This is a genomic window from Veillonella sp. (assembly GCF_018364065.1).
Lineage (GTDB): Bacteria > Bacillota > Negativicutes > Veillonellales > Veillonellaceae > Veillonella_A.
This window is the reverse complement of the sequence record NZ_JAGZMO010000005.1, coordinates 99930-124070: the sequence shown is the minus strand read 5'-3', so window position 1 is coordinate 124070 and position 24141 is coordinate 99930. Positions and strand designations below refer to the sequence as shown.

Annotated in this window: 22 protein-coding genes; all 22 read left to right on the top strand. The window is 44.8% G+C overall.

All coding sequences use genetic code 11. The annotated features are described in order from the left end of the window. Window positions 1–181: 181 nt before the first annotated feature. The gene (locus KHZ77_RS06965) at window positions 182–1402 is read left to right on the top strand and encodes a GspE/PulE family protein (RefSeq protein WP_295197171.1); all 1221 of its coding nucleotides are present in this window, start codon (window positions 182–184) and stop codon (window positions 1400–1402) included. A 104-nt stretch (window positions 1403–1506) separates the two neighbouring features. Continuing rightward, window positions 1507–2487, top strand: a complete 981-nt coding sequence (locus KHZ77_RS06960; protein ID WP_295197169.1) for an ATPase, T2SS/T4P/T4SS family — start codon at window positions 1507–1509, stop codon at window positions 2485–2487. A gap of 50 nt (window positions 2488–2537) precedes the next feature. After that, window positions 2538–3722 carry a type II secretion system F family protein gene (locus tag KHZ77_RS06955; RefSeq protein ID WP_295197167.1) on the top strand — a complete coding sequence of 395 codons (1185 nt, stop codon included), beginning with the start codon at window positions 2538–2540 and terminating at the stop codon, window positions 3720–3722. Between the two features lie 100 nt (window positions 3723–3822). Continuing rightward, window positions 3823–4278: a type II secretion system protein gene (locus KHZ77_RS06950; protein WP_295197165.1), complete on the top strand. Its 456-nt coding sequence runs from the start codon at window positions 3823–3825 to the stop codon at window positions 4276–4278. Between the two features lie 54 nt (window positions 4279–4332). Continuing rightward, complete coding sequence (locus KHZ77_RS06945) at window positions 4333–5022, top strand: A24 family peptidase (protein ID WP_295197164.1); 690 nt, start codon at window positions 4333–4335, stop codon at window positions 5020–5022. Beyond that, complete coding sequence (locus tag KHZ77_RS06940) at window positions 4994–5557, top strand: type II secretion system protein (protein WP_295197162.1); 564 nt, start codon at window positions 4994–4996, stop codon at window positions 5555–5557. The genes KHZ77_RS06945 and KHZ77_RS06940 overlap by 29 nt, the downstream gene beginning before the upstream one ends. Window positions 5558–5646: 89 nt before the next feature. Beyond that, window positions 5647–5973 (top strand): hypothetical protein, encoded by a 327-nt coding sequence (locus KHZ77_RS06935; protein WP_295197160.1) that lies wholly within the window; start codon window positions 5647–5649, stop codon window positions 5971–5973. Further along, window positions 5951–6547: a hypothetical protein gene (locus tag KHZ77_RS06930; protein ID WP_295197157.1), complete on the top strand. Its 597-nt coding sequence runs from the start codon at window positions 5951–5953 to the stop codon at window positions 6545–6547. Before KHZ77_RS06935 ends, KHZ77_RS06930 begins: the two co-directional genes overlap by 23 nt. A gap of 181 nt (window positions 6548–6728) precedes the next feature. Next, the gene (locus tag KHZ77_RS06925; protein ID WP_295197154.1) at window positions 6729–7061 is read left to right on the top strand and encodes a hypothetical protein; all 333 of its coding nucleotides are present in this window, start codon (window positions 6729–6731) and stop codon (window positions 7059–7061) included. Between the two features lie 163 nt (window positions 7062–7224). Continuing rightward, window positions 7225–8343 (top strand): hypothetical protein, encoded by a 1119-nt coding sequence (locus KHZ77_RS06920; RefSeq protein WP_295197153.1) that lies wholly within the window; start codon window positions 7225–7227, stop codon window positions 8341–8343. Window positions 8344–8476: 133 nt separating this feature from the next. After that, entirely contained in the window at window positions 8477–8995 is a 519-nt protein-coding gene (locus tag KHZ77_RS06915) for a hypothetical protein (protein WP_295197151.1), read from the top strand. Then, window positions 8961–9464 carry a hypothetical protein gene (locus tag KHZ77_RS06910; RefSeq protein WP_295197148.1) on the top strand — a complete coding sequence of 168 codons (504 nt, stop codon included), beginning with the start codon at window positions 8961–8963 and terminating at the stop codon, window positions 9462–9464. Before KHZ77_RS06915 ends, KHZ77_RS06910 begins: the two co-directional genes overlap by 35 nt. 290 nt (window positions 9465–9754) lie before the next feature. Beyond that, a complete protein-coding gene (locus KHZ77_RS06905) occupies window positions 9755–10336 on the top strand; it encodes a shikimate kinase (RefSeq protein WP_295197146.1) in 582 nt (193 codons plus the stop codon). 19 nt (window positions 10337–10355) lie between these two features. Then, window positions 10356–11270, top strand: coding sequence for an ATP-dependent 6-phosphofructokinase (locus KHZ77_RS06900; RefSeq protein WP_295197269.1), 915 nt, complete (start codon window positions 10356–10358; stop codon window positions 11268–11270). Window positions 11271–11487: 217 nt separating this feature from the next. Then, window positions 11488–12561 carry an efflux RND transporter periplasmic adaptor subunit gene (locus KHZ77_RS06895; RefSeq protein ID WP_295197143.1) on the top strand — a complete coding sequence of 358 codons (1074 nt, stop codon included), beginning with the start codon at window positions 11488–11490 and terminating at the stop codon, window positions 12559–12561. 12 nt (window positions 12562–12573) lie between these two features. Continuing rightward, window positions 12574–13341 carry an ABC transporter ATP-binding protein gene (locus KHZ77_RS06890; RefSeq protein WP_295197140.1) on the top strand — a complete coding sequence of 256 codons (768 nt, stop codon included), beginning with the start codon at window positions 12574–12576 and terminating at the stop codon, window positions 13339–13341. After that, window positions 13334–14548 (top strand): ABC transporter permease, encoded by a 1215-nt coding sequence (locus KHZ77_RS06885; protein WP_295197138.1) that lies wholly within the window; start codon window positions 13334–13336, stop codon window positions 14546–14548. The genes KHZ77_RS06890 and KHZ77_RS06885 overlap by 8 nt, the downstream gene beginning before the upstream one ends. 145 nt (window positions 14549–14693) lie before the next feature. Then, window positions 14694–15146 (top strand): PaaI family thioesterase, encoded by a 453-nt coding sequence (locus KHZ77_RS06880; RefSeq protein WP_295197135.1) that lies wholly within the window; start codon window positions 14694–14696, stop codon window positions 15144–15146. Window positions 15147–15541: 395 nt separating this feature from the next. After that, the gene (pheS, locus tag KHZ77_RS06875; RefSeq protein ID WP_295197132.1) at window positions 15542–16564 is read left to right on the top strand and encodes a phenylalanine--tRNA ligase subunit alpha; all 1023 of its coding nucleotides are present in this window, start codon (window positions 15542–15544) and stop codon (window positions 16562–16564) included. A gap of 12 nt (window positions 16565–16576) precedes the next feature. Beyond that, complete coding sequence (gene pheT, locus KHZ77_RS06870; protein WP_295197130.1) at window positions 16577–19021, top strand: phenylalanine--tRNA ligase subunit beta; 2445 nt, start codon at window positions 16577–16579, stop codon at window positions 19019–19021. Window positions 19022–19288: 267 nt separating this feature from the next. Further along, a complete protein-coding gene (locus KHZ77_RS06865) occupies window positions 19289–21619 on the top strand; it encodes a U32 family peptidase (RefSeq protein WP_295197128.1) in 2331 nt (776 codons plus the stop codon). A gap of 62 nt (window positions 21620–21681) precedes the next feature. After that, window positions 21682–24060 carry an endonuclease MutS2 gene (locus tag KHZ77_RS06860; protein ID WP_295197126.1) on the top strand — a complete coding sequence of 793 codons (2379 nt, stop codon included), beginning with the start codon at window positions 21682–21684 and terminating at the stop codon, window positions 24058–24060. Window positions 24061–24141 lie beyond the last annotated feature (81 nt).

Sequence of the window (24141 nt, the reverse complement as noted above, 5' to 3'; positions counted from 1 at the left end):
GTTATTTAACCTGTTTATGTTGATAGATATGAACGTAGTTTTGGATCATTTTCCCCTGACTTTTTAGAAAAATTCTATAGACTCACTCTATTGGTGTCAATTTGAAGGAGTTTTTGAAAAAGAAACGAAATTTTGCGGTAGTGGGTGTGGTGGACATTTTGTGAAATTAGAAGGAGCAAGTATGACAATTTTTCAAGTGGAAGCGGAGTTGGATCGCATTGTAAATGAGGCGATTCTGGCAAAGGCCAGTGACATACATTTTGATGCCGTGGAGAATGGCGTATTGGTTAGGCTGCGCATTCATGGGCAGCTTGTTATAAAAGAGCGAATCATAAAAGGTGGAGCGGATCAACTCATTAATCGCATAAAAATAGTAAGTGGCATGGATATAGGCGAAAAGCGGTTGCCACAGGACGGGCGTTGGAGTTGGACGCGGTCGGGCAAGAAGTTACCGGATCCTTTAAGAACCATATCGACTATATCTCAAAAAGGAAAAAATCACACTTTTTTATGGCATGAAACAGAAAGTTTAGAGTATCAGAAGGGCGGACAAAGTAAAATTCGATTAGAAGAATCGCAGCTAATCAATCAAGCGGACTCAAGGAATCAAGCAGACTCACGGAATCAAGCAGACTCACGGTACCAAGCAGATTCGTACATGTTACGCGTATCGTCATTGCCGTCAATTCATGGTGAAACAGTGGTTTGTCGCCTTGTAGGTAATGAGAATTGTTATAAAACCTTAGAAGAGCTTGGCATGGACAGGAATTTGTATGAACGAGTGTGTCACATGTTGAAACGACCGCACGGTTTGTATTTAATCAGCGGACCTACAGGGTCAGGCAAAACATCTACTTTATACGCCATGCTGCGTCTTATTAATGGTGTTGAGGAGAATGTAATTTCCTTGGAAAATCCTGTAGAAGCTGAGATCCCCGGGGCCATCCAGGTACAGATAAATCCCAAAATAGGATTTACTTTTTCAAAGGCGTTACGAGCCGTGCTTCGCCAAGATCCGGACACCATCATGATTGGCGAGATTCGCGATGTGGAAACGGCGGAGCTGGCTGTGCAGGCGGCTCTTACGGGACATCGCGTGCTGGCTACGATTCATACGAATGATGCGGTCGGCGTTCGGGAGCGCTTGTTGGATATGGGTATCCCTGATTACTTGGTCCGTGCCACTTTAGTAGGTGCTTTGGCACAACGGTTGGTGCGAATTAAGACCAAAAATGGAACTGGTCGGCGAGCTATTTATGAGTTGTTGGATGTATCGGAAAAAGACATTGACTGGAATCGCTTGGATGATTACGTGAAGCCTACATTGCATGAGTCGGGGCAGTCTCTACTTGAATCGGGACTGACTACGAAGGAAGAGTTGCTTAAGGCAGGCATATGCTAAGGAAGGGGTGATTAAAGTAGACATATGCTAAGGACGGGTTGCTTAAGGCAGGCGTATGCTAAAAAAATAGTTGTTTAAGATAGGCGTTTGTTAAAGGAGTGTCTATGTTATTTGAGTTATTGGATAAGGCCATAGTGTATGAAGCTACGGACTTGCACGTAGAAATGGGTGAACAGCCAAGAGTTCGAGGCCCTAACGGTCTGGAAATGCTTCAAGACTATGTGGTCAATAGGAACTTATTTTCAGCGATTTATGAACAGTGTGGAGGAGGGCCGGATTTAGTTGATGGAGCATTTTCATATAAGCACATACGGGTGCGTGTGCACTTGTTCAGCGCCGGTGGCAAGCAATGTGGCACCTTGCGTTTGCTCTATAGTCGTGAATTATTGTTGGGCGATGATGAAGATGGTAATGTGCTTAGACAGTTGGCATGTCTCAGTGACGGATTGGTTATTATCAGCGGACCCACGTGCTCGGGCAAATCGTATACATTGGCAGGATGCATTCAATATATTAATCAGCAGGCGCGGAAGCATATTGTAACCTTGGAAGATCCGGTGGAGTTTGTTTTTGCCAATGATAAAAGCCTTATTCATCAGAGACAATTGGGACAAGATGTTACGAGCATGGCTGAAGGCGTACGAGAGGCTCTTCGTGAGGATCCGGATGTAATTATGATTGGTGAAATGCGAGACCGTGCCACCTTGGAGGCGGCCTTGCACGCGGCGGAAACGGGGCATCTTGTATTTGCCACACTTCATACACAACGAGCTGTTATGGCTATTAACCGCATCATTTCCATGTTTCCGGCGGAGCAGCAGGATGAAGTGCGCTCTCAACTGTCGCAAGTGCTTAGGGCGGTCATTTGCCAGCGACTTGTTCGATTGGAGAAACAGTTTGTAACGGTCAGAGACATTTTATTAAATAATGCGGCCGTGTCTAATTTAATTCGTCAGCGCAAAGAGCCACAAATTGTTTCTATTCAGGAAACGCAAAGGCCTATGCGCACCTTGGAAATGGCTGTCGCCCTGGCGGAGCGGCGTTGGGGACCACGTAAAGAGTTTAAATCTCTTATAGAGGCTTAAGCAGTAATGCTTATTGATAGATTTTCAGGAAGGTGGTGTAAAAGAAGTTTATGAAATCGTTTGTATATCGTGCGTACGATGAAAAGGGGGTGGTGCAGGAAAACTCATTGTGGGCGGAGTCGCTGGAAGATGTAAAGTTGAAGCTTGCTTATCGAGGATGGAAAATCATTCAGATTGAGATAGGTAAAGGTGGAACAAAAGGTGCGAAGAAATGGGCCTATAAGGATGTTGTGCAGTTTTCCTATCGCATGCAGCTCTTATTAGATGCGGGAATTTCAATTCGGCGAATTATGCAATTTTTAAGCGCTCGAAAAAGTAAAAAGATTCCGTATGCATTGATTAATGAGTTGATACAGCAAGGACATCAAATTTCCGATGTGCTTGAAACTACACAGTTTCCACGTATCGGACAGACTTTGGTGCGCGCCGGTGAGGCGGCCGGCACATTAGGACAGAGTTTTAAACAGGTAAAAGACTATTACGAAAAGCAGCTTGCGTGGCGGCAACAAATGTTGAGTGCCTTAACATATCCTCTGTTCTTAATGGTCCTAATGCTTATCTTCATGATGATAGCTATAGGCTTTATCATTCCGGCCTTTAAAAAAGTATTTACTACGATGGATGTACCTTTGCCGTGGATCACAAAAGCTATTTTTGATATGGGTGATTATGTGACGGCACATCCCGTATTAAGTCTGATGATACCTACAACTTTCGTGGCTCTAATTATTGTACTTTGTACATATGAGCCGCTGGCAAAACAAGTAAGCGAAAAGATATGGAAAATGGGCGCCGGTCATGAATGGTTTGACTGCTTTTTCTTGGCTCGTATGACGGAAATCTGGGCCATACTTTTAGATGCCGGTGTGAGCATGACCAGCTTACTGCCCTTATCGGAACCGTTGTGGGGCAACAGTTATGCCTCTGCATTGCAGCGGCGAGTGACACAAAAAGTTCGTGAAGGAGCAGGCTTTAGCGAGGCTTTACAGGCGGAAAATTTAGGCAATGAGTTTTTATGGGAATTGGTGTTGATTGGAGAAGAATCGGGCAGCATGGTGGATATGCTGAAACATTGCAGTGTGTACTACGAACAGCTGATGAATCGATATATGAAAAAGGTGGAACAGTTAATGGAACCTTTGATGATATCGCTGATGGGGATTGGCGTGGCTGTATTGGTGATTGCTGTAATGCTTCCTATGTTTAATGCTGTTTCGGCGATTCAGAATATATAGTGCTATTTGAGACTATATATTCTGAAGAGAACAATACTTCTCAAAGGCAGGAGTAGTTGGTGAGTAATGAAAGTTTTTTAGAATTAAGAAAGGAACTTAAATGGGGTTGTGTAAAATCGGGGATACGTTACAGATTCGTCAACTTGTCGGACAATGGCGCAAGTCCGTGAATGAATGGTGTAAAATCGGCGAGCGCGAGCTGAATTGCAAGAAGCGCCGTCGGCAAGGCGGTTTTACCTTGGTAGAGTTAATGGTTGTGGTGGCCGTTATAGCCATATTGGCTTCTATAGCGATGCCGCAATTTTTATCGGCAGGGGATAAGGCGCGGGATGCTAAAATCCAGGCCGATACGCAGACTATCAGTAATGCGGCGCAACTTTACATGGTGGATAATTCCACTGATACAGTGCCATCCATGGATGAGCTCTATCGGGAAGGCTATTTGTCGGAACATGTAAAAACACCTAAGGGCGGTGAATATACAATCACTGCGGAAGATAATGACGGTGGTAAGGGACGCCATATTGTTGTAAAGGCTTCTGATGAAGCGAATTAATAGGATGTAAGGGTATAAGTTTTAAATAGCTGTAAGGGTTTATAAGGTAGTTGTATGTGGAACTTTCATACTGTTTTGACTTCAAGTACAGGATTATTATTAGGTCTGTTAAGTGCTTACTTATGTACAATTTGGCAAATAGGACGAGAACGGCGTTCGAACTGCCTCTATCTCTTTGGCGCTGTAACAGGTGTATTATTCGGTTTGAGCTGTGCCGTATTGTTTACTCGTACAGAATTGGCCGTATTAACCATTTTTTTCGGTTTTATCCTTTTTATGGGCGCTACCATCGATTTGCAGTACCTGATTCTACCGGATGAAGGTGCGCTTTTATTGTTCATATTTGGAGTCGTTAGATTATGGTTAATAAAAGAGTCAATCGTACAGGCGAGCTGTATCGGTCTCGGCATTCTTGTATTGGGAAGTCTGATTTGTAAAGTGAGTCGACACAGCATAGGTATGGGCGATATAAAATGGCTGGCTGCCGGTTCTTTGTGGTTGCCCGTCACTTCATTATGGCTCGTGATTTATCTCTCCTTTGTAGGCGGTACCGTATTCATCGTAAGTACGGTGACTGTACTTCGACTGTGCAACTGTCAGCATAGCAGTGTGCATGGCGGGTTTTCCTGGGAGAGTCTATGTAAGCGACGACTACCTTTTGCCCCTTTTTTATGCAGTGCAATGTTTGTAGTTTATCTGTGGGGTGAACAGATAAATGCGTGGTATTTCAGTCATTTCTGGTAAACTTGAAGGCCATAGACCTAAAGGTTATAGAGCTAAAGGTCATAGAGCTAAAGATTATAGACCTAAAGGACATAAACAGAATGGATTTATTTTAGCAGAGCTGTTGGTTTACGTAACTATATTCAGTCTGTTTTTAACTTTAGCCGTTGTATCCATTCATTCAGTAACAAATGAACAGCGTCAATTCGATCATACAAGCCGGTTATTTTATTATCATTTGAAACGGACGCAGCTTGCTGATTTGGCCGGGAGCACCGGTGACGATGACTCAATCTTTAATACGGTGATTGTGTATAACGAAGAATATGTGACGAATATGTATGAAGAGTTGTGGGGCAAAGATTTGGTTAAATTACCACCTACGATGACATTGAAAATTAATGTTCGACGCAGCAATAATTTGGACTTGGGGGCTTTTGAAGGGCAAAATAATGTGTCTTCTTTAGAACTGTATGATAAAGAACTTAAGAAGGGGCGAAAATATATTTTTTCTCAGCAAACAGCCCGTATCCGCTGGGAAGATGTGGCGTATTAACAGGTGTTAGAGTGAAAATGGCATTTAATCATAAAACACTTTACCTTAAAAGACGTAAAAATGAGGGTGGTTTTCTTTATGTGGAGGCTTTGTGCGGAATCACGATTATTGCTCTTATGACCGGAGCCGTTATGGCACTTTTAAGTACTCTCATGTTCCAATACAATCAGGCCTGCATTCGGCAAAAAGGATTGCAAATAGCCGTGTCGGCCATGGAAAACGGCAAATATAGGTTGCAGAAAGAGGGCGATGTGGGACTTGGCGTGGAAAATACTGATGATTTATACAAAGTTGAGCAAGTTGTGCAAGAAAAGAGTGTACATGCCATTCCGGTTAAAGAGTTGCAGGTCCGTGTGTACTACAAAGAGGAACTTATTATTTCGCTGGCTACCAATGTGTGGGAAGGATTTAAGTAAGGCTGAATACGATAACCTCAGTTGTAGAGGCGGGCTGTTAATCGAGCTTCTGCTGGGAATCACCTTGATCATGATAGGTCTCAGTGCGTTTATGATGTTTCTGGGCGAAAGTTTACATTGGGCACAGCGATTTCATATACGCAATGAGATTCTTTTCGAAAATATGACGGGACGGCAGGTACTAACGTATGCGTTATTGAATACGAATAAGCCGATTTCAGTATTTTACAACGGGAACTATATAATGTGGGACGATGCTCGTCGCTATGGCGTGGAGTATGGTGAGATTCGCCGGGTTCTCGACAATGGGCAAAAGCAGGCCTTAACGGCCACGACTGTAAGCCCGGACTGGGGCAGTCTGATTGTGAAGTCTGACGGGTACGGTCCCATATTTCACCAGACTGAAAAGGACGGACCGATTCACATGAAGTGGCAAATGTACGTTAAAGGCAGGGCGACTAAAGGCGGTGATTCATATGTGGAACGTACGGAACTTACTATATATCCATTATTTACTTATTTCACGTATCCACAGAATCACGAGGCCGATGAGGGCGACCAGGTTTTCGAATGAGTATTTTAAGAAATTACAATTACTTGGGCGAAGAGAGCTAAGACGAAAAATTCTTTGCCTAAAACAATCAAATTGGAACCGGAAATGGAATCGGAATGTCTCGCAAGGCGGTTTCTTTACATATATTGTCCTTTTATTAGGAACCGTATTTGTTCTGTTCTGGGCGCAAATTGCGGCTGAAATGAATGTGGTGATTCATACGATGCAGGATGAGGTGAAGTTGTGGGAAGTAAATTATGATGCGGAAGGCATGCTTACAGTGCTGTTACAGGAATATAAGCAAAATCCGGATGCTATGATAGAGGAGGTAAAGACTGTTTATGAGACTGACGGGAAACGGGAGGTGTCCTATCGGCTCCATAGGCCGAAGCGCTCCGGTGATGAAGGACGTCTGCAGGTTAGCGTAGCTCATGTTCAGACCGGGTTGCGCGCGCAATATATTGCCATGTTTACGGATGAAGGGGATGATTCGGAGCGGCAGGTTTTAATAACAAGTGTGAGACGGGTAAATTAATTTATTAACAAGTGTACGAAGTGAACGTTAATCGCTTTAAATATTTAACTAAGTAGTGTTTAGATTCATATGAAGTACCATTCAGATACATATTATTGAATGATAAGAATTCAGATGGATATATTGAGTAATAAGACTGGAATTACATGATAGGAGTTACTTTATGAAACATGAATATACAGGAATTACGGTAGGTCATAAATTTATGCTGGGCGCCACGATGGAGTATCGCGATGGCGAGTTTATGTTGGTTGATGCGTTTAAATTGGCACGCCAAGGAACACTTCGTGAGGATTGTAAGCGTTTTATTACTCATTTTTCATTGGAAGGTGCTAATCTTGCGGTTACGGCTGTTTCGGATCGGCGCGATCAACTGATGGTCACACCGGAGCTGAGTCGTTTTGAAACGGCCGATTTATTGAAATGGCAGATAACGGATTGTGTGGAGTGGCCGGAAGACTACTATTTTTATGATTTTGTCATTGAAGATATGCCGGAAGACATGAAGCGTGACGGCGATGCTGAGCAGCAGCTTGTGTATGTAGTGGCATTGCCGAAACAAATTGTCACTGAAATGGCTACCGGATTTTTGGAAGGACATGGAAATTTGGAAGTGATTGATTTCTTCCCCGGCGCGTTGATGCGGCGCTATGTGGAACATAAGGGATGCGTACTGGCTTTAGTGGGGGAACATAATATTGAACTCACCGCCTGGTATCGTCATATGTGCGTGTGTAAAAAAGTAGTTCCTATTGAAGCAGGGGCTTTCCAGGCCGCATTGGAACATATTGAAACAGAGTTGTTCGAATATGGAGTTCCGGGGATTTGTGGGATTGCAATGTTTAAAACCGATACAGTGGATATGTTTTATACGTCTGATGATTCGGGCAATATTATGGCAAAAGAAGCGGCGTATATATATGACCATAAAGGAGGTTCGACGCATAATGAAGGAGACTCGAATCACAATGAAGGACATTCGAATCTTAATGCTGAAGAAGTGGCGACATTTGATAATGCGACGGAACCAACTAATATAGATAATTCCGTACAGTTGGAGTCTGTTCAGTTGGAGCGAATTAATGAGATTATGAACATTTATGATCCGTTGACACCAATCCCATACACAGTGGACTTTAAACAACGGAGTAATATGTTTGACGGACGAAAGCATCAAGAGTTATCTCAAAAGACAGTGGATGAAATGGCTGCAACGGATCCGTTAACGTGGGATATGGCCATGGGGCTGGCGATTCGAGGTTTATACAGACCGTCATATTAATTGACAGTTAATATGAGATGAAAGATGCGCATAAGATTTAAGTTGAGTATAAAGTGTAAGTTTCGTATAAAATGTCGGCTATACGTTAAAAAGCAAGTGATGTATGAAATGAGGCGAAGAAATTTTGAACTTTATGACGCCGGGGATGAAATTACGCCGCATTTATCAGAGACATAAACTATGGCTTATTTTAGTGCTGCTAGTAGGCATTCTTTGGCCGCCGATTATACTTTTTCAATCTTACAGAACGTATGAGGCGGCTGAAGAAATGCAGAATCGCACGAATCAGATTAAACAGGAAACAAGGTATACGCATGAGTTGGTGACTGCATATGATGAGACGAAGCAGTTGCTGTTGCAACGGACCAATCGGTCTCTTCACACAGATATTGTGTTATATCACATTTTGGTGGAGGCGGGGGCAGTTGAACCGTCAGATCGGGTTTTGTTGGAGAGCGTTCAATTTTCCGATGAAGAATTTATTATAAAAGGACGCAGCAGCACACCTGAGTCAGGTCATAAGTATGTACAGCGGTTAAAAAGTACCATAAAAGGAGTGACCATAACTGACAAGCAAGGAACTGATACAGCTAATCAAATGGCTACATTTGAAGTACGTGGAGATTTTAAAAGAACTGAAAATAAATCCTAAGTATGCAGGTGCGGCGTTGGGGTTGTACGTTGTCTTGTGGTTTGCTGCACTTTATGGGCAATCAACGGCTTCCAACCGTGTACAGCAGGCGGAGGAAGCGTTACGCGCAACGGAGCAACAAGTTCTCAGTGAACGTCATGTGCTGGGGAGCGAGGCATATACTTTGATTACAGAATTTCCCAATCGCATTTCAGCAGAGTCTTTGCAGCAAATCGTGCTGAACAGCAGTAATGCCTACGCATTTGACATAGTGCGGTTGGAAACTATAAATACTGCCTCTCAAAATTCTAAAAACAGGTCTTCAAACTATGACTCCATGGATGTGGCCATAGAATTACGCGGCGATTTGAAAGAGTATTTGCTATTCACAGATGATTTAAAAAGGCAATATCCGCTATTGGAAATAAAGCCTCAATCGGTAGTTAAAAAGAATGGACAATTACATATAATTTGTTTACTTACAGGATAAGTACAATATAAGCATTATATAAGCACTATATAAATACAATATAAGTACCACTTAAGTAGCACATAAGCAGTATATATGCAGCATATAAGTAGCATATAAGTAGCATATAAATAGCATATAATCAGCATATAATCAGCATATAAGTTTAGGCCGATAAATGCCTTGTTCCCGGTAACAGCAACAGGGACTTGAAATATGTATCGGCATTTATTTTTGTTTATTCAAATTTCCTCGCCCATGTAGTACAATGAAAGATAAGAAATCAAAGCAGGTATTAGGCGGGATAGAAGATGAAAAGAAATATAATATTAATTGGCACAATGGGCAGTGGTAAGAGCCACTTGGGGCGCAATTTGGCGGAGGTCAAAGGATGGCAATTCGTCGATACGGACCGGTTGTTGGAGCGTCGCTATAATCTTCCGATTGCACAAATCTATGAAAAGTTAGGAGAGAAATTATTTCGTGCCGCTGAGCGAGAAATACTTAAGAAAGTGTGTTTGTACCATGAGTCAGTGATTTCTGTGGGCGGTATTTTTCCTATCGATGTGCGTACTTTACGCTATTTGCAGCGTTATGCATATATTGTAGGAATTCGGGCGGCGAATCACCGCATCGTAAAACGAGTTAATCGTCGCATCGGCAAACGACCTACGATGGATTATGAGAATGTAGGCGTTTTCGTGGAATCTATGATTCGTATCTGGAAACCACTATACAAGAAGTGTGACTTAGTAATTGATACTACATATGGCAGGACGGAAGATTTAATAGAACGAATACATGAAGCAATTGAAGCAGAGGGTGTTTTATTTAAGAAACGACGTCCTTTAACAGGAGGGAAAAGGCGTGAAAAATCTGGCGATACTAACTAGTGGCGGTGATGCACCGGGAATGAATGCGGCCGTGCGTGCATTGGTACGTAAAGGGATTTACGAAGGCTATAATGTGTACGGTGTACGGCGCGGTTATGAAGGTTTGTTGCAGGGGGAGCTTGAGCTCCTTAATCGTCGCGACGTAGGTGCTATTCTTAATAAAGGCGGCACAATGTTGAAAACGGCCCGTTGTCCGGAATTTAGAGAGCCGGAGAACCAGAAAAAAGCGGTGGCTATTTTAAAAGAGCACAATATTGACGCCTTATTGGTTATCGGCGGGGACGGATCCATGGCGGGTGCTATGGCCATTTCGAAGCTGGGCATTCCAACGATTACCATTCCGGGAACTATCGACAACGATATGTGCGGCACTCAATATACTATTGGTTTCGACACTGCGTTGAATACGATTGTTGACGCAGTTGGTAAAATCCGCGATACATCGACGGCTCATGATCGCGTTGCTATTGTTGAGGTAATGGGACGTCATGCCGGTCATTTGGCTGTGCAGGCCGGTCTGGCTTGTGGTGCCGAAATGGTGTTAATCCCTGAAAAACCGATGGAATTAGATGATGTATGTCGTCATTTGGAAGCGTCCAACAAAGCGGGCAAGACCAACAGTATTATCATGGTAGCCGAAGGGGCGTACCGCAGCTTTGAAGTGTGTGCGTATATTAAAAAGAATTTGCCAATTTCTCCAAGTGTTACCGTATTGGGGTATTTGCAACGCGGTGGTGCACCATCTGCCAAAGATGCTACTATGGCGGCCCTTATGGGGGAAAAAGCCATTGATTCGTTGAAAGCGGGCGTAGTGGATTGTTTAATCGGCGTAATGGATTGCGGTATTGAAGCCGTTCCATACGAAAAAGCGAAAGAACTTCGTTACCCAATCAGCGAAGCACAGTACAAGCTGATTTCCGTATTGGCAAGATAAGTGTTAGGTCCGGTACGTCTTTTAAGGTATTTAGAGCTTTTAGGTACTTGATGTATAGTTAAATGTTTGGGAATTTTCAAAATATTTTTAAGAATCATTCGATATATAGAAAATAATCGATGATTTAAGAATGATTTTCATGAAGAACTCATCGTAAAAATCTATAATTTGCCATATTGATATAACCGGCAATAGAGACAGTAAAGGAGTTAAGAGAATGTGGCGAAATCGTAAATTTTGGGGGATTATAGCAGTCATATTAATCCTTATCGGAGTTGGCGCGTACTACTATAAATCATCCCATAGCACTGTGCAGCAGAGCTATACTACGGGGAAGGTAGAGCGCGGTAACATTTCCACAATTATTACAGCAACAGGGACCATCAACCCGGTTAACTATGTAGATATTTCTACAAACGTAGCGGGGATGCTCGAATCTGTGCTTGTAAAAGAAAACCAACATGTAACAAAAGGGCAAGTTATTGCTACTATCGACTCACGTCAGTTGCAGGCTGCAGTGGATGATGCAAAGGCTTCCTTGGATACAACAAAGGTCAACTTAGACCGTTACGAAGTGTTGTTATCTCAAGGCGCAATTTCACAACAAGCCTATGACAATGCCCGTGAAGCTTATGAAAAAGCATTAGCGGCATACAACAAGTCGGAAGCTGTTTTAAATGATTCCACAATTACTTCACCAATGGACGGTACTGTTATCGGTACACCATTGAAAGTGGGCCAAACAATCAGTACAGGTATTTCCACGCAGATGATCATCGCCACTGTGGCCGATTTGAGCAATTTGGAAATTTACCTCACTGTGGACGAAACAGATATTGGCAGCATTAGAAAAGGGGCCAAAGTAGAGTTCACTGTTGACGCCCATCCGGGTAAAACCTATACCGGTACTGTAAGCGACATTTCCTTAGGTACAAAAGGTAACATGGGGACAACCAGCTCCACTGTTGTGTATTACACAGTGAAGGTTGCTATCCCTAGCTCTGAAGCATCCGACTTCTTCCCAACTATGACGGCACGTGCTACGATTTACGGCGATGAACAGACTAATGTATTAGTTGTTCCATTGGCCGCAGTACGTACAGATAAAGTGGGCGAATACGTATATGTAATTAAAAACGGTCAACCTGAAAGAACCAGCGTTACTACAGGTATTACCGGTGATACTACTATTCAGATTACTAAAGGTTTGAACGAAGGCGACGAAATTGTAGTGAGTGGCGATGTAAGTACAAGTACGAAGAAAGCATCGTCAGGCGGTCCTATGTTTTAGGAGGCGGTAACTATGAAAGAAGCCGTAATTACCTTGGAAGGTATCACTAAAACATATGTAAACGGAAAGCTTGTCGTACCCGTATTGCACGGCATTGACCTTTCCATTTACGAAGGGGAGTTTACTTCTATCATGGGTCCGTCCGGGTCCGGTAAATCCACCTTTATGAACATTTTAGGTTGTCTTGACCGACCTACATCCGGCTCGTATAAACTTGACGGCGAAGAAGTGGCTACGTTAAATGATGACGAATTGGCTTTCGTGCGCAACAAGCGTATCGGATTCGTATTCCAAAGTTTTAACCTGCTGCCTAAATTGACAGCGCAGGACAATGTGGCGTTACCGATGGTTTATGCGGGCGTGAAAAAACAGGAGCGCAAAGAACGGGCGGCGGAGCTGCTCACCGCTTTGGGTCTGGGCGATCGCTTAGACCATTTACCTGCGGAATTATCCGGCGGTCAAAGACAGCGTGTAGCCATCGCTCGTGCGTTGGCGAACGATCCGTCCATTATCATGGCGGACGAACCGACAGGGAACTTGGACTCCAAGTCCAGCGTGGACGTAATGGATATTTTCACGAACCTGTATAAAGAAGGACGTACCATTATTCTGGTTACCCATGAACCGGACATTGCCACCTATGCAAGCCGCAATATTGTATTGCGTGACGGTCTCATCGTGGAAGATAGACAAAATCCGAATATGGCAGGGTTAAAAGCTCGCGCTGTAACTACAGAAAATAACTCAATAAACGAACAAGGAGGGTCCGGCCATGTATAAAGAAGGATTTTTGATGGCCTGGTCGTCCATTGTGGCCAATAAAATGCGCTCGCTGCTCACCATGTTGGGCATCATTATCGGCGTAGCAGCCGTAATTGCGCTCGTATCCATCGGTTATGGTGTGCGCAGTCAGATTCAGGACTCCATCTCCAGCTTGGGCAGTAACTTGCTCATGGTATATCCGGGTGCGCCTCGTACTCCGGGCGTAAGACCGACAGCTGACTCGCAGAAAACACTGAAGTTAGCTGACTATACAGCCATTTCCCATCTTGACGGTGTTGACCTGGTATCGCCTGTATCGGCCGGCAACAGTTATGTTGTAATTTATACGAACAAAAACTGGACTACTTCCGTGCAGGGCGTAAGCTCCAACTTCCAGGATATTAATAACTGGTCCGTTAAATCCGGTCGTTTTATTACGGACGCTCAAGTGGAACGACGCGAACGTGTAGCCGTTATCGGTAATACGGTTGCGACAAACTTGTTTGGCGACGAAGATCCGGTAGGTAAAGATATTCGTATTAAGAACAATCCGTATAAAATTATCGGCGTACTTAATGCGAAGGGCTCCGGCAGCTTCGGTAATGACCAGGACGATATTGTGTTCATTCCGTATACAACCGGTATGGAACGTTTGCAAGGCGTTGACTACTTGCGCATGATTTATATTAAAGGTAAAGACGGTCAGGACTTGAACCGTTTGCAAACGGACGTGGAAAATATTTTGCGCGTACGTCATAATATAAAAAATCCTGAATTGGATGATTTCAACGTACGTAACATGGCGACCATCATGGCAACCATGGAAGAAACTACGGCGACCATGACAATGTTCCTCGGATCCGTAGCGGCGATTTCCTTAGTTGTTGGCGGTATCGGCATCATGAACATCATGCTCGTGTCCGTTACAGAACGTACGCGAGAAATCGGTGTACGTAAGGCGTTGGGGGCTACGTATCGAACCATCGTTATGCAGTTCCTCATCGAAGCGGTCGTAATCAGCTTGGTGGGCGGTGCCATCGGTATTGTCCTCGGCATCGGCGCTTCAAAGGCCATAGCGGCGCTTACAAGCATGAAGACCGTTATATCCATGGGACCGATTCTCTTATCCTTCGGATTCTCCATGGCCATCGGTTTAATCTTCGGGCTCTACCCGGCGCGTAAAGCGGCTAAGTTGAACCCGATCGATGCATTGCATTACGAATAAGACAACTTGAAGGGCTCGCGACTCGTGCGCGAGTCCTACTTATATACTTGTTTATTTGCTTTATATTCATCACAGATGTTTTACAATTATTTGATGGGAATTACATCTACTGTTTTGTGTATTACGTGAGTCCGGAGGTGCTTTTATGCCAAAAGAGATGCGTACAATGCTGGATTTTTTCAACAATATGAGGGAAACGAATACATTCGACTGGTCCCATGATTACGTGATGACACATGCCGAACCGGGTCATGTGAAGATGGAGTTTACCACGAATCCGCAGCGTCATGTTAATTTTAAAGGGGCTATTCACGGCGGTGTATATGCTACGTTCTCCGACATACTTATGGGCGTATCCTGTTTTTCACTGCGTAAAAAAGTAGTTACTCTCGAATTGAAGGGGAACTTCATCAAAACAACCGCTTTGGGCAATGTGCTTTATGGTGAAGCGCAGGTGGAGCATAACGGACGCAGTACTATGGTTCTCACCAATCGAATTTACGATGAGAAGGGGCAACTCTTATACATGGGGAGCGGTACGTTCTTCGTTATCGGGGAATTTGAACTGCCTGACCTGCCTTGGACGGAGGAAAAGTAAGAATACAGTAAAATAACTGTTTCTGCCCACTTTTCTTTTGACAAGGCAAAAAAGACTTGGTATACTATGCAATAGGTGCATGGAACATACAAATGTTGCTTCGTGCATGTACAATTTCATACAGTAATAGCTAATCAGTTAGCGTAAATTACTGAATATGGCGATGATAAAATCGGCATTCTATACGTAATTTTTCAGAGAGCGAAGTGATGGTGTGAGCTTCGTAAATTAGATAGAAAGTGCTTTTCCTTTTGGAGTCATGGATTGAATTAACAGTAGATTCATCGTGTAGCCGCGTTAAGGCGTTTGAGTACTAATTAGGGTGGTACCGCGAGTTTATAGAACCTTCGCCCCTTGCCGGGGCGGAGGTTTATTTTTATTAGGAGGCTAATGGCATGGAAGAGACATTACAGGCATTAAAAGAGCAGGCCAAGGCATTGATTAGCGATGTTGATGCATTGCCAAAACTGCAGGAAGTACGCGTTAAGTATTTAGGTAAAAAAGGTGAGCTCACCGCACTGTTAAAAGGGTTGGGCAAATTATCACCGGAAGAACGTCCTCGCATGGGCGCGTTGGTGAACACTGTTCGTCAAGAATTGGAAGCTTTGATGGACGACGTGCAGAAACAGTTGGAAGCGAAAGAATTGGCTGCCAAACTGAGTGCTGAAAAAATCGATATTACATTACCGGGCCGCAGCAAACGCCAGGGCCACGTACATCCTTTAACGGCTGTTAATGAAATGATTGAAACTTTCTTTATGAAAATGGGCTACACCGTTGCGGAAGGTCCTGAAATTGAAAGCGATCATTTTAACTTCGAATGCTTGAACTTGCCTGCAGACCATCCGGCTCGCGATATGCAGGACTCCTTCTACATTACTGAAAATATTTTACTTCGTACCCATACATCTCCGGTACAGGCTCGTACCTTGCAGAGTCAGGAACCTAATAGCCCTGTACGCATGATTGCACCGGGCAAAGTATATCGCTGGGACTATGACGCAACACATTCGCCTGTATTCCACCAGGTAGAAGGCCTCGTAGTCGACAAAGGCATCACCTTTGCAGACTTAAAAGGCACCTTGGAAGTGTTCTTGCGCCACGTATTCGGCGAAGATACGAAAGTTCGTTTCCGTACAAGCTTCTTCCCGTTCACGGAACCAAGTGCGGAAGTTGATATTTCCTGCTGCATGTGTCACGGTGAAGGCTGCCGCGTTTGCTCCCATACCGGTTGGTTGGAAATCTTAGGTTGCGGTATGGTTCATCCGGAAGTATTGCGCATTAACGGTTACAATCCTGATGAAGTACAGGGCTTTGCGTTCGGCATGGGCGTTGAACGTATTGCCATGTTGCTCTACGGAATTGGCGACTTGCGCTTGTTCTACGAAGATGACGTTCGTTTCTTGAAGCAGTTTTAGGAGGTAGTAAGGATGAAAGCTAGTTTAACATGGATGAAGGACTATGTGCCTGTTGATACAACAAAACCTGCTCAGGAATTGGCGGACACATTGACTAAAGCAGGGATTCCGGTGGAAGAAGTAATTTCCGTGGATCCGGGCTTAAAAAAGATTTACACAGGTAAAATTGTAGAAATTACAAAACACCCTGATGCAGATAAATTACAGGTTTGCCAGGTAGCTTGCCTGGACGATAAAACACAGGAAGAAATTACGAAACAGATCGTAACAGCCGCTACTAACGTAGCTGTCGGTCAGGTCGTGCCTGTGGCGTACCACAAATCCCGTTTAGCGGACGGTACAGAAATTAAAAAAGGTAAATTGCGCGGCGAAGTCTCCGAAGGCATGTTCTGCTCCGTAGCGGAATTGGGTATTCCTAAAGATTTAGTGGTACCCGGTGAAGCGGAAGGCATTTACATCTTGCCTGAAGGAACGCCTATCGGCTTAGACATTCGCGACGCATTGATGTTAAATGACACTGTGTACGAATTCGAATTGACTCCGAACCGTGCAGACTGTTTCTCCATGATCGGCTTGAGCCGTGAGTTCGCGGTTATGACCGGCGAAGCCTCTAAAGAACCGGCTGTTTCCGTAGAAGAAACCGGCGCCAATGTGGCCGATGAATTGACCATCGCCATTGATGATGCTGAACTTTGCCAGCGTTTCATGGGCCGTATCGTTTCCAATCTTACGGTAAAACCATCTCCATTGTGGTTGCAGAACCGTTTGCGCAACTGCGGCATTCGTCCAATCAACAATGTAGTTGACGTTGCCAACTATGTAATGCTTGAATACGGTCAGCCAATGCATACATACGATTACGATCAATTGGCCGGTCATTCTTTAACTGCCCGCGCAGCTAAAGCCGGTGAAGTCATTAAAACATTGGACGGCACCGATCGTGAATTAACGGAAGACATGATCGTTATTGCTGATGCTAAAGGCCCTGTAGGCGTAGCCGGTGTTATGGGCGGCCTTGACAGCGAAGTGTCTGAAAAGACAACGACTATCGCTATTGAAGCGGCTGTATTTAAACCTGCGTCCATCCGCCGTACCGCTCGTGCATTGGGTATGCGCAGTGAAGCGTCCGGCCGTTTTGAACGCGGTATCAACGTGGAATATACGGCGAAAGCATTGGACCGTGCAGCACAGTTGTTGAAAGAGTTGGATGAGAATGTAGTTGTTCATACCGGCGTAATTGACGTATATCCTGCACCTGTAAATGCGCGCACTGTAAGCTTTACAGCAGAAGCTATCAATAAATACTTGGGAACAGCTATTGAAGAATCCCGCATGGAAGAAATTTTAACAACCTTATCCTTCGGTTGGCATAAAGACGGTGAAACCATTACCGTTGACGTTCCATCCTGGCGCAATGACGTGACCGCTATGCCTGACATTGCGGAAGAAGTGGCCCGTATTTACGGCTATGATTTCATTCCGTCCACTACACCTTGGGCTAACTTGTCCAGTGGTACAATTAGTGAAAAGAAACAGGTTATTAAAGCAATCCGCAATGCGTTGGTAACACAAGGCCTCAGTGAAGTGATCAGCTTCAGCTTCATGCATCCGCAGAGCTTGGAAAAATTATTATTGCCTTCCACTGACAGCCGTTATGTGGCCGTGCCAATTTTAAATCCAATCACTGAAGATTTCCCTGTAATGCGCACGTCCTTGTTGCCTAGCATGCTCGATACAGCAGTACGCAACTTGGCGCAGAAGAACCACGACTTGTGGTTGTTCGAAACAGCGGCTACCTATCATCCAAAGAGCTTGCCTGTGACCGAATTGCCTGTAGAAAAACAAGCCGTTTGCGGTCTCATGACAGGTCATGTAAATGATATGCAGTGGGGCGAAGCACAGCGTGTAACTGACTTCTACGATGTAAAAGGCGTGGTTGAAGCAGTGCTCAGCGCACTTCGCGTGGAAGCAACCATCGAAGAAACTACTGAACCTTACTACCATCCCGGCGTAAGCGCTCAATATGTAGTAGATGGCCAAGTAATTGCCACATTAGGTGAACTTCATCCACAAGTTGTTAAAAACTACGACTTGAGCGGCAAAGTATATGTCTTCGAAATCGACGTAACCGCTATTTTAGGCTTAACACGCGGTCAGTTGCAGTACGAAGGAATCAGTAAATTCCCTGGTACTGCGCGTGACCTTGCTATCGTGGCTCCTAATACAGTTTCCTCCGAAGCTATCAGTCGCGTTATTTACGAAAAAGGCGGCCAGTTCCTGGAACGCGCATTCGTATTCGACGTGTACGAAGGGGAACACATTGAAAAAGGATTCCGCAGCTTGGCGTACAATTTATCCTTCCGCAGCAATGACGGTACATTGACTGACGAAGATATCCAGCCGGCTATCGACGAAATTTTAGCTACATTGAATGAAATGGGCTGCAAATTACGTTAAGCGTAATCTCATAAGAAAATATTTTTATAAAGTATGCAAAGACTGCGGGCGAAAATGCCCGCAGTCTTTATTGATGTAATTGACTCTCCGCGCTTCTTATATTAATGCGTTTGTTATTTAGGAGAATATGATATAATTTAATATAAGCCCTGTGATTATGATATGATTTATATCGTTTATGACAGAAGGCGGATTGATATAATTTCTCTCATCACTGCGTTATTGAAACGGAGTGACTGATTGTATTTGCACCCTTAAGGAGGGCACATGGAATTATTGGCACCCGCAGGAACGGCGGAAAACTTTATAGCTGCCCTGGAAGCAGGGGCTGATGCTATATATTTAGGCGGCAAGGCGTTCAATGCGCGCGCAAGTGCAGCCAATTTTGATATAGATAATTTACGTGAAGCCGTACATTTGGCACACGTGTTGGGCGTGTCCGTGTTCGTAACCGTCAACATTCTGATCGGTGATGCGGAGTTAAAAGAATTAAGTGCTTATTTACAAGACTTGGAACGAATCGGCGTTGACGCCATTATTGTGCAGGATTTGGCCGTAGCCCGTTTGGCAAAACAGGTGGCGCCAAAATTGCATCTGCACGGCAGTACACAGCTGACCGCCACTAATTTAGGGACAGTTAAGTTTTTGGAGCGCATGGGTTTCACCCGTGTTGTATTGGCTCGTGAAATGAGCCTCTCTGAAATTGAATATATTTGTAAACACGCGGAAGCGGAGATTGAAGTCTTCGTACACGGCGCACTCTGCGTATGCTACTCCGGCCAGTGCCTCATGAGCAGCTTTATCGGCGGCCGCAGCGGTAACCGCGGTGCCTGTGCGCAACCTTGCCGTTTGCCATATGAATTGTTGAAAGATGGCAAAGAAGTGGTAAATGCGGCGGATGAAATGTATATTATGAGTCCGAAGGATTTGAACTACAGTGAACACATGGCGGAGCTCTTAGCGGCAGGCGTGGCTTCCTTTAAGGTAGAAGGACGTATGAAAAAAGCGTCCTATGTAAAGGAAGTTATCGGCACGTATCGTCAAATTATCGACCGGGCCGGTAAGACGGTGAAGGGCGATCAGGAACACTTGAAAGCCGGATTTAATCGCGGTTTCTCAACGGACTATTTAGATAATACGATGAGTCGTCAGATGATTACGGCGGTGGCTCCGGGCAATCGGGGCAAACGTATCGGACCGGCCGAAGGAGGCCCGAAAACTACGGTTTGGGATAATCTGCAGGATTTTGAACGGAAGTACAAAATCAACGTGTATTTAGACGGCCAGGAAGGTGCTGTACCGACGTTAACCGCCTTACTCAATGTGACGGCGGACGAAACGATTACCGTAACGGTAGAGGCGGAAGACTATACATTGCAGACTGCCCGTAAAACGCCTACATCTCAGGAAAAAGTCGCTGAACAAATCGGCCGTTTGGGAACTACCGTATTTGAACTGGATTCCCTTTATATTCCTGACGGACCGTATATGTGGCCGTCCAGCGTGTTGAACCAAATGCGTCGCCACATGGTGAGTCGTTTGGAAGACGCATTAATCGAACGCCATGTTAATGCAATGCAAGATACATTGGAACGCATTGAACATAAAATTGCTTTATATACAGAAAAAACACCGTTACCGTTGACTTTGCAGTTCGGTAATGCTAAGCAAGTATCTAAATTTAATCAAGCATCTGATTTTGAGCACACAGCTAACGCTAAGCAGGGCTCTAACTCATTGCCTGTTATAGCGGCTCAACTGGATGAGCTTTGGCAGGTAAAGCCGGCCATTGAAAGCGGTGCAACTAAGATTATCTTCGGTGGGGATCGCTTGCAAAGAAGACCTTACGAACCTCAAGTGTATAAGGATGTGGTTGCACTTTGCAACGAGGCCGGTGTCGTTTGTACACTCAGCACACCGCGCGTGGTGAAGGAGCAGGAAGCCGATCGATATAAGGAAACGCTCAAACAGATTATGGACGCGCAGCCTGGTGCCATCGGCATTCACTTCCTGGGAGCCCTGGAATGGTTAGCTGAATTGGGCTATAAGGGGCCTGTTGAAGGGGAAAGCAGCTTGCAACTCTTCAATACGGAATCCGTAACTCAGATGGCTGAACTGGGACTCAGTGAAGTTGTATTGTCTCAGGAATTGACCTTGAAGCAAATCGGACAGATTGCCAAACAGTCCTCTATATCCATTGCTGCTGTTGTTCACGGTTTAACGGAATTGATGATCTCCGAGTACTGTGCTATCAGCAGCTTTGCCGGAACCGGGGAAAAAGCAAATTGTCCGGCCCCTTGTTTGAAAGATAATTACGCCTTGCGCGATCGCTTTGGCGAATTATTCCCATTGCGCACCGATCCGTATTGCCGTATGCATATTATGAACAGCCGCATGCTGGACATGCGCGCTTATGTGCCGGAATTAAAACGCTGGCCTATTGGTGTGTGGATTATTGACGGACGTCAGCAGAGTAAAGAATGGATTAAGGATACTGTGAGCGCCTATGTGAACATTTTGGATGGAAGCGCACCGGTACCGCCAAAGAATGAGAATCTGCCAATCACCAGAGGACATTATTTTAAAGGAATTTTTTAAAAAGTTTATATATGCTTATCTTCAGTGGATAAGCCATCCTATAAGGAGGAAATCAGTAATATATGAATAACAGTTTACAATTGTTAGATTTCTTTGTCATTCGTGAACGCCTAGCAGAGCACTGCTCGTCTAAGATTGCCAAAGAGCTCGCAATGGAATTGGAGCCTCTAACAAATGGTGTAGACATAAAGACGGCGTTGGATGAAACTGTGGAAGCCCTTCATTCGTGGCAGCAGGAAATCGAACAACCATTGAGCGGTACCCGCGATATTCGCGAAGCCTGCTCGAAGAGCCGCAAGGAAATTGTCCTCACTCATGACGAGTTGTGGGACATATATGTGACAATTGGCGCTTATAAGCGCATGTACCAGTTCTTCACGACAAAGTATATGAATTATCCGTTATTGTCGTTGTGGATCCAGGACATGCCCCGTCATGACGGCCTGGAACGCCGATTTGAACGAATTTTTGATAAAAAAGGTAATTTGATGGATTCTGCAACGCCGAAGTTGCAGAACTTACGGTCCACCATTTCGAAGACGAAGGACCGTATTAAAAACGATATTCAGGAAATTTTACACAATCCGGATAACCAGAAATACTTCCAGGAAGCATTGGTAACGCAACGTAATAACCGCTACGTAATTCCGGTTAAACAGGAATATCGCTATGCCTTCGAAGGTCTGATTCACGACCGTTCGTCCACCGGTGCTACGCTCTATATTGAACCGATGCGCCTGGTGAACTTAAATAACGATCTGCAGGAAGCCATGATGGCGGAGGAAGAAGAAGTGCGCCGCATTTATAAGGATTTGTCCTTGGCGGTGCGCAAAGAAAGTAATTCGCTCATGGACGCCTGCGAATGCGTATCCCATGTGGAATTTGTTTACGGTAAAGCGGCTTTGGCGTTGAAAATGAAGGCCAATCCGGCAGAGCTCAGCGGCGGCCGGGAAGTGAAGCTCTTAAATGCACGCCATCCGTTGATTCCGCCAAATGCAGTAGTGCCTACGACGATTATATTGGGCAAAGACTATAAAATACTGCTCATTACCGGCTCGAATACAGGCGGTAAGACCGTAGCGATGAAAACATTAGGCCTGTTGAGCCTCATGAATCAGGCCGGTTTATGCATTCCTGCCGATTCGGGTTCCATTCTTCCTATTTTCAACAATATTTATGCCGATATTGGGGATGAACAGAGCATTGAAGCGAGCCTCAGTACATTCTCCGCCCATATGACTCAAGTAGTAAGTATCTTAAAAGCCGCAGGCCCTAAAGACTTAGTACTCCTCGATGAATTGGGATCCGGTACTGATCCGGAAGAAGGCAGCGCCTTGGCCGTGGCCATCTTGGAATATTTCCGTAAGCGAGGTCCTCTCATGATGGTAAGTACGCATTACAATGAGTTGAAAAACTACGCGTACCATACGGAAGGCATTGAAAACGGCCATGTGGAATTCGATGAACGGACTTTGCGTCCAACCTATCGTTTGCATATCGGCGTAGCCGGTAGCAGCCATGCGTTTAGTATTGCGGCTCGCCTGGGATTGCCTCGCGAAGTTGTTGATTATGCAAAACAGCAACGTGAAGGGGCCGCCAACAGCGATATGGAACAAGTTCTCAGTGACCTGAATGAACAGTTGCGCCGCAACCAGGAACGGGAGCGGAAGCTGAAGAAAGAATTGGAAGAAGCACGCCGCACCAGAACCTATGTGGAACGGGAAAAGAAGAAAATCAATGACCGTCGCAAGCAGATTTTAACAAAGGCACAAGAAGAAGCGCAGAATATGAAGCAGTCGATTCGCGTAGAGAGCGAACAGATTATCAAGCAGTTGAAGAATCAGTTCTCTGAAAATGACAAAGATAAACGTCAGCAGGCGATTACGAATGCACGTAAGCAGGTGTCCGGCGTTAATGTGCCTGACATTGAATTTGAAAAACGGGAACCTGTAAAACCAGAAGAACTGAAAGAAGGACAAACTGTATTTGTTACTAGCTTGAATGCAACCGGTACGGTCCGAGCCATTCAGGGGAAACGTATTCAGGTTGAAGTAAATGGTCTTACAGCCAATGTGAAGGTGGCCGATTTGGCCTTGGCCAGTCGCGAAGAAGTGAATAACTTGCGCCGCAAGCAGGAGGCTGTGCAGCCGAAACCGCGCAAGCGGGCAGGGGGCTCCGCCGTGGAACGACAGAAACATGCGACGACGGAACTCAATGTGATCGGGCAGACAGTGGATGAGGCCAATCAGAATGTAGGACATTTTGTTGATCAGGCCATTATGGCCGGGATTTCGCCGGTGCGCATTGTACATGGCAAGGGTACAGGAGCGCTGAGAGCCGGTATTCATCAGTATTTAAAAACATTACCTCACATCAGCCGTTTCGAGATTGCCGGTTATGATGAAGGCGGTGCAGGGGCCACGATTGTATACTTAAAATAGTCCGAAGCCTCAAAAGTAGACAAAATAGCCAAAAAAGGCTTATAATAAGCGGTGTATGACGTTTTTGAATATAATGAGAGG

What these genes read in the sequence shown, in the direction of transcription:
- KHZ77_RS06965 (WP_295197171.1), top strand. Translation starts at nt 182, where the DNA reads ATGACAATTTTTCAAGTGGAAGCGGAGTTGGATCGCATTGTAAATGAG.
- KHZ77_RS06960 (WP_295197169.1), top strand. Translation starts at nt 1,507, where the DNA reads ATGTTATTTGAGTTATTGGATAAGGCCATAGTGTATGAAGCTACGGAC.
- KHZ77_RS06955 (WP_295197167.1), top strand. Translation starts at nt 2,538, where the DNA reads ATGAAATCGTTTGTATATCGTGCGTACGATGAAAAGGGGGTGGTGCAG.
- KHZ77_RS06950 (WP_295197165.1), top strand. Translation starts at nt 3,823, where the DNA reads ATGGGGTTGTGTAAAATCGGGGATACGTTACAGATTCGTCAACTTGTC.
- KHZ77_RS06945 (WP_295197164.1), top strand. Translation starts at nt 4,333, where the DNA reads ATGTGGAACTTTCATACTGTTTTGACTTCAAGTACAGGATTATTATTA.
- KHZ77_RS06940 (WP_295197162.1), top strand. Translation starts at nt 4,994, where the DNA reads ATGCGTGGTATTTCAGTCATTTCTGGTAAACTTGAAGGCCATAGACCT.
- KHZ77_RS06930 (WP_295197157.1), top strand. Translation starts at nt 5,951, where the DNA reads ATGTGTGGGAAGGATTTAAGTAAGGCTGAATACGATAACCTCAGTTGT.
- KHZ77_RS06925 (WP_295197154.1), top strand. Translation starts at nt 6,729, where the DNA reads ATGAATGTGGTGATTCATACGATGCAGGATGAGGTGAAGTTGTGGGAA.
- KHZ77_RS06920 (WP_295197153.1), top strand. Translation starts at nt 7,225, where the DNA reads ATGAAACATGAATATACAGGAATTACGGTAGGTCATAAATTTATGCTG.
- KHZ77_RS06915 (WP_295197151.1), top strand. Translation starts at nt 8,477, where the DNA reads ATGACGCCGGGGATGAAATTACGCCGCATTTATCAGAGACATAAACTA.
- KHZ77_RS06905 (WP_295197146.1), top strand. Translation starts at nt 9,755, where the DNA reads ATGAAAAGAAATATAATATTAATTGGCACAATGGGCAGTGGTAAGAGC.
- KHZ77_RS06900 (WP_295197269.1), top strand. Translation starts at nt 10,356, where the DNA reads ATGAATGCGGCCGTGCGTGCATTGGTACGTAAAGGGATTTACGAAGGC.
- KHZ77_RS06895 (WP_295197143.1), top strand. Translation starts at nt 11,488, where the DNA reads ATGTGGCGAAATCGTAAATTTTGGGGGATTATAGCAGTCATATTAATC.
- KHZ77_RS06890 (WP_295197140.1), top strand. Translation starts at nt 12,574, where the DNA reads ATGAAAGAAGCCGTAATTACCTTGGAAGGTATCACTAAAACATATGTA.
- KHZ77_RS06885 (WP_295197138.1), top strand. Translation starts at nt 13,334, where the DNA reads ATGTATAAAGAAGGATTTTTGATGGCCTGGTCGTCCATTGTGGCCAAT.
- KHZ77_RS06880 (WP_295197135.1), top strand. Translation starts at nt 14,694, where the DNA reads ATGCCAAAAGAGATGCGTACAATGCTGGATTTTTTCAACAATATGAGG.
- pheS (WP_295197132.1), top strand. Translation starts at nt 15,542, where the DNA reads ATGGAAGAGACATTACAGGCATTAAAAGAGCAGGCCAAGGCATTGATT.
- pheT (WP_295197130.1), top strand. Translation starts at nt 16,577, where the DNA reads ATGAAAGCTAGTTTAACATGGATGAAGGACTATGTGCCTGTTGATACA.
- KHZ77_RS06865 (WP_295197128.1), top strand. Translation starts at nt 19,289, where the DNA reads ATGGAATTATTGGCACCCGCAGGAACGGCGGAAAACTTTATAGCTGCC.
- KHZ77_RS06860 (WP_295197126.1), top strand. Translation starts at nt 21,682, where the DNA reads ATGAATAACAGTTTACAATTGTTAGATTTCTTTGTCATTCGTGAACGC.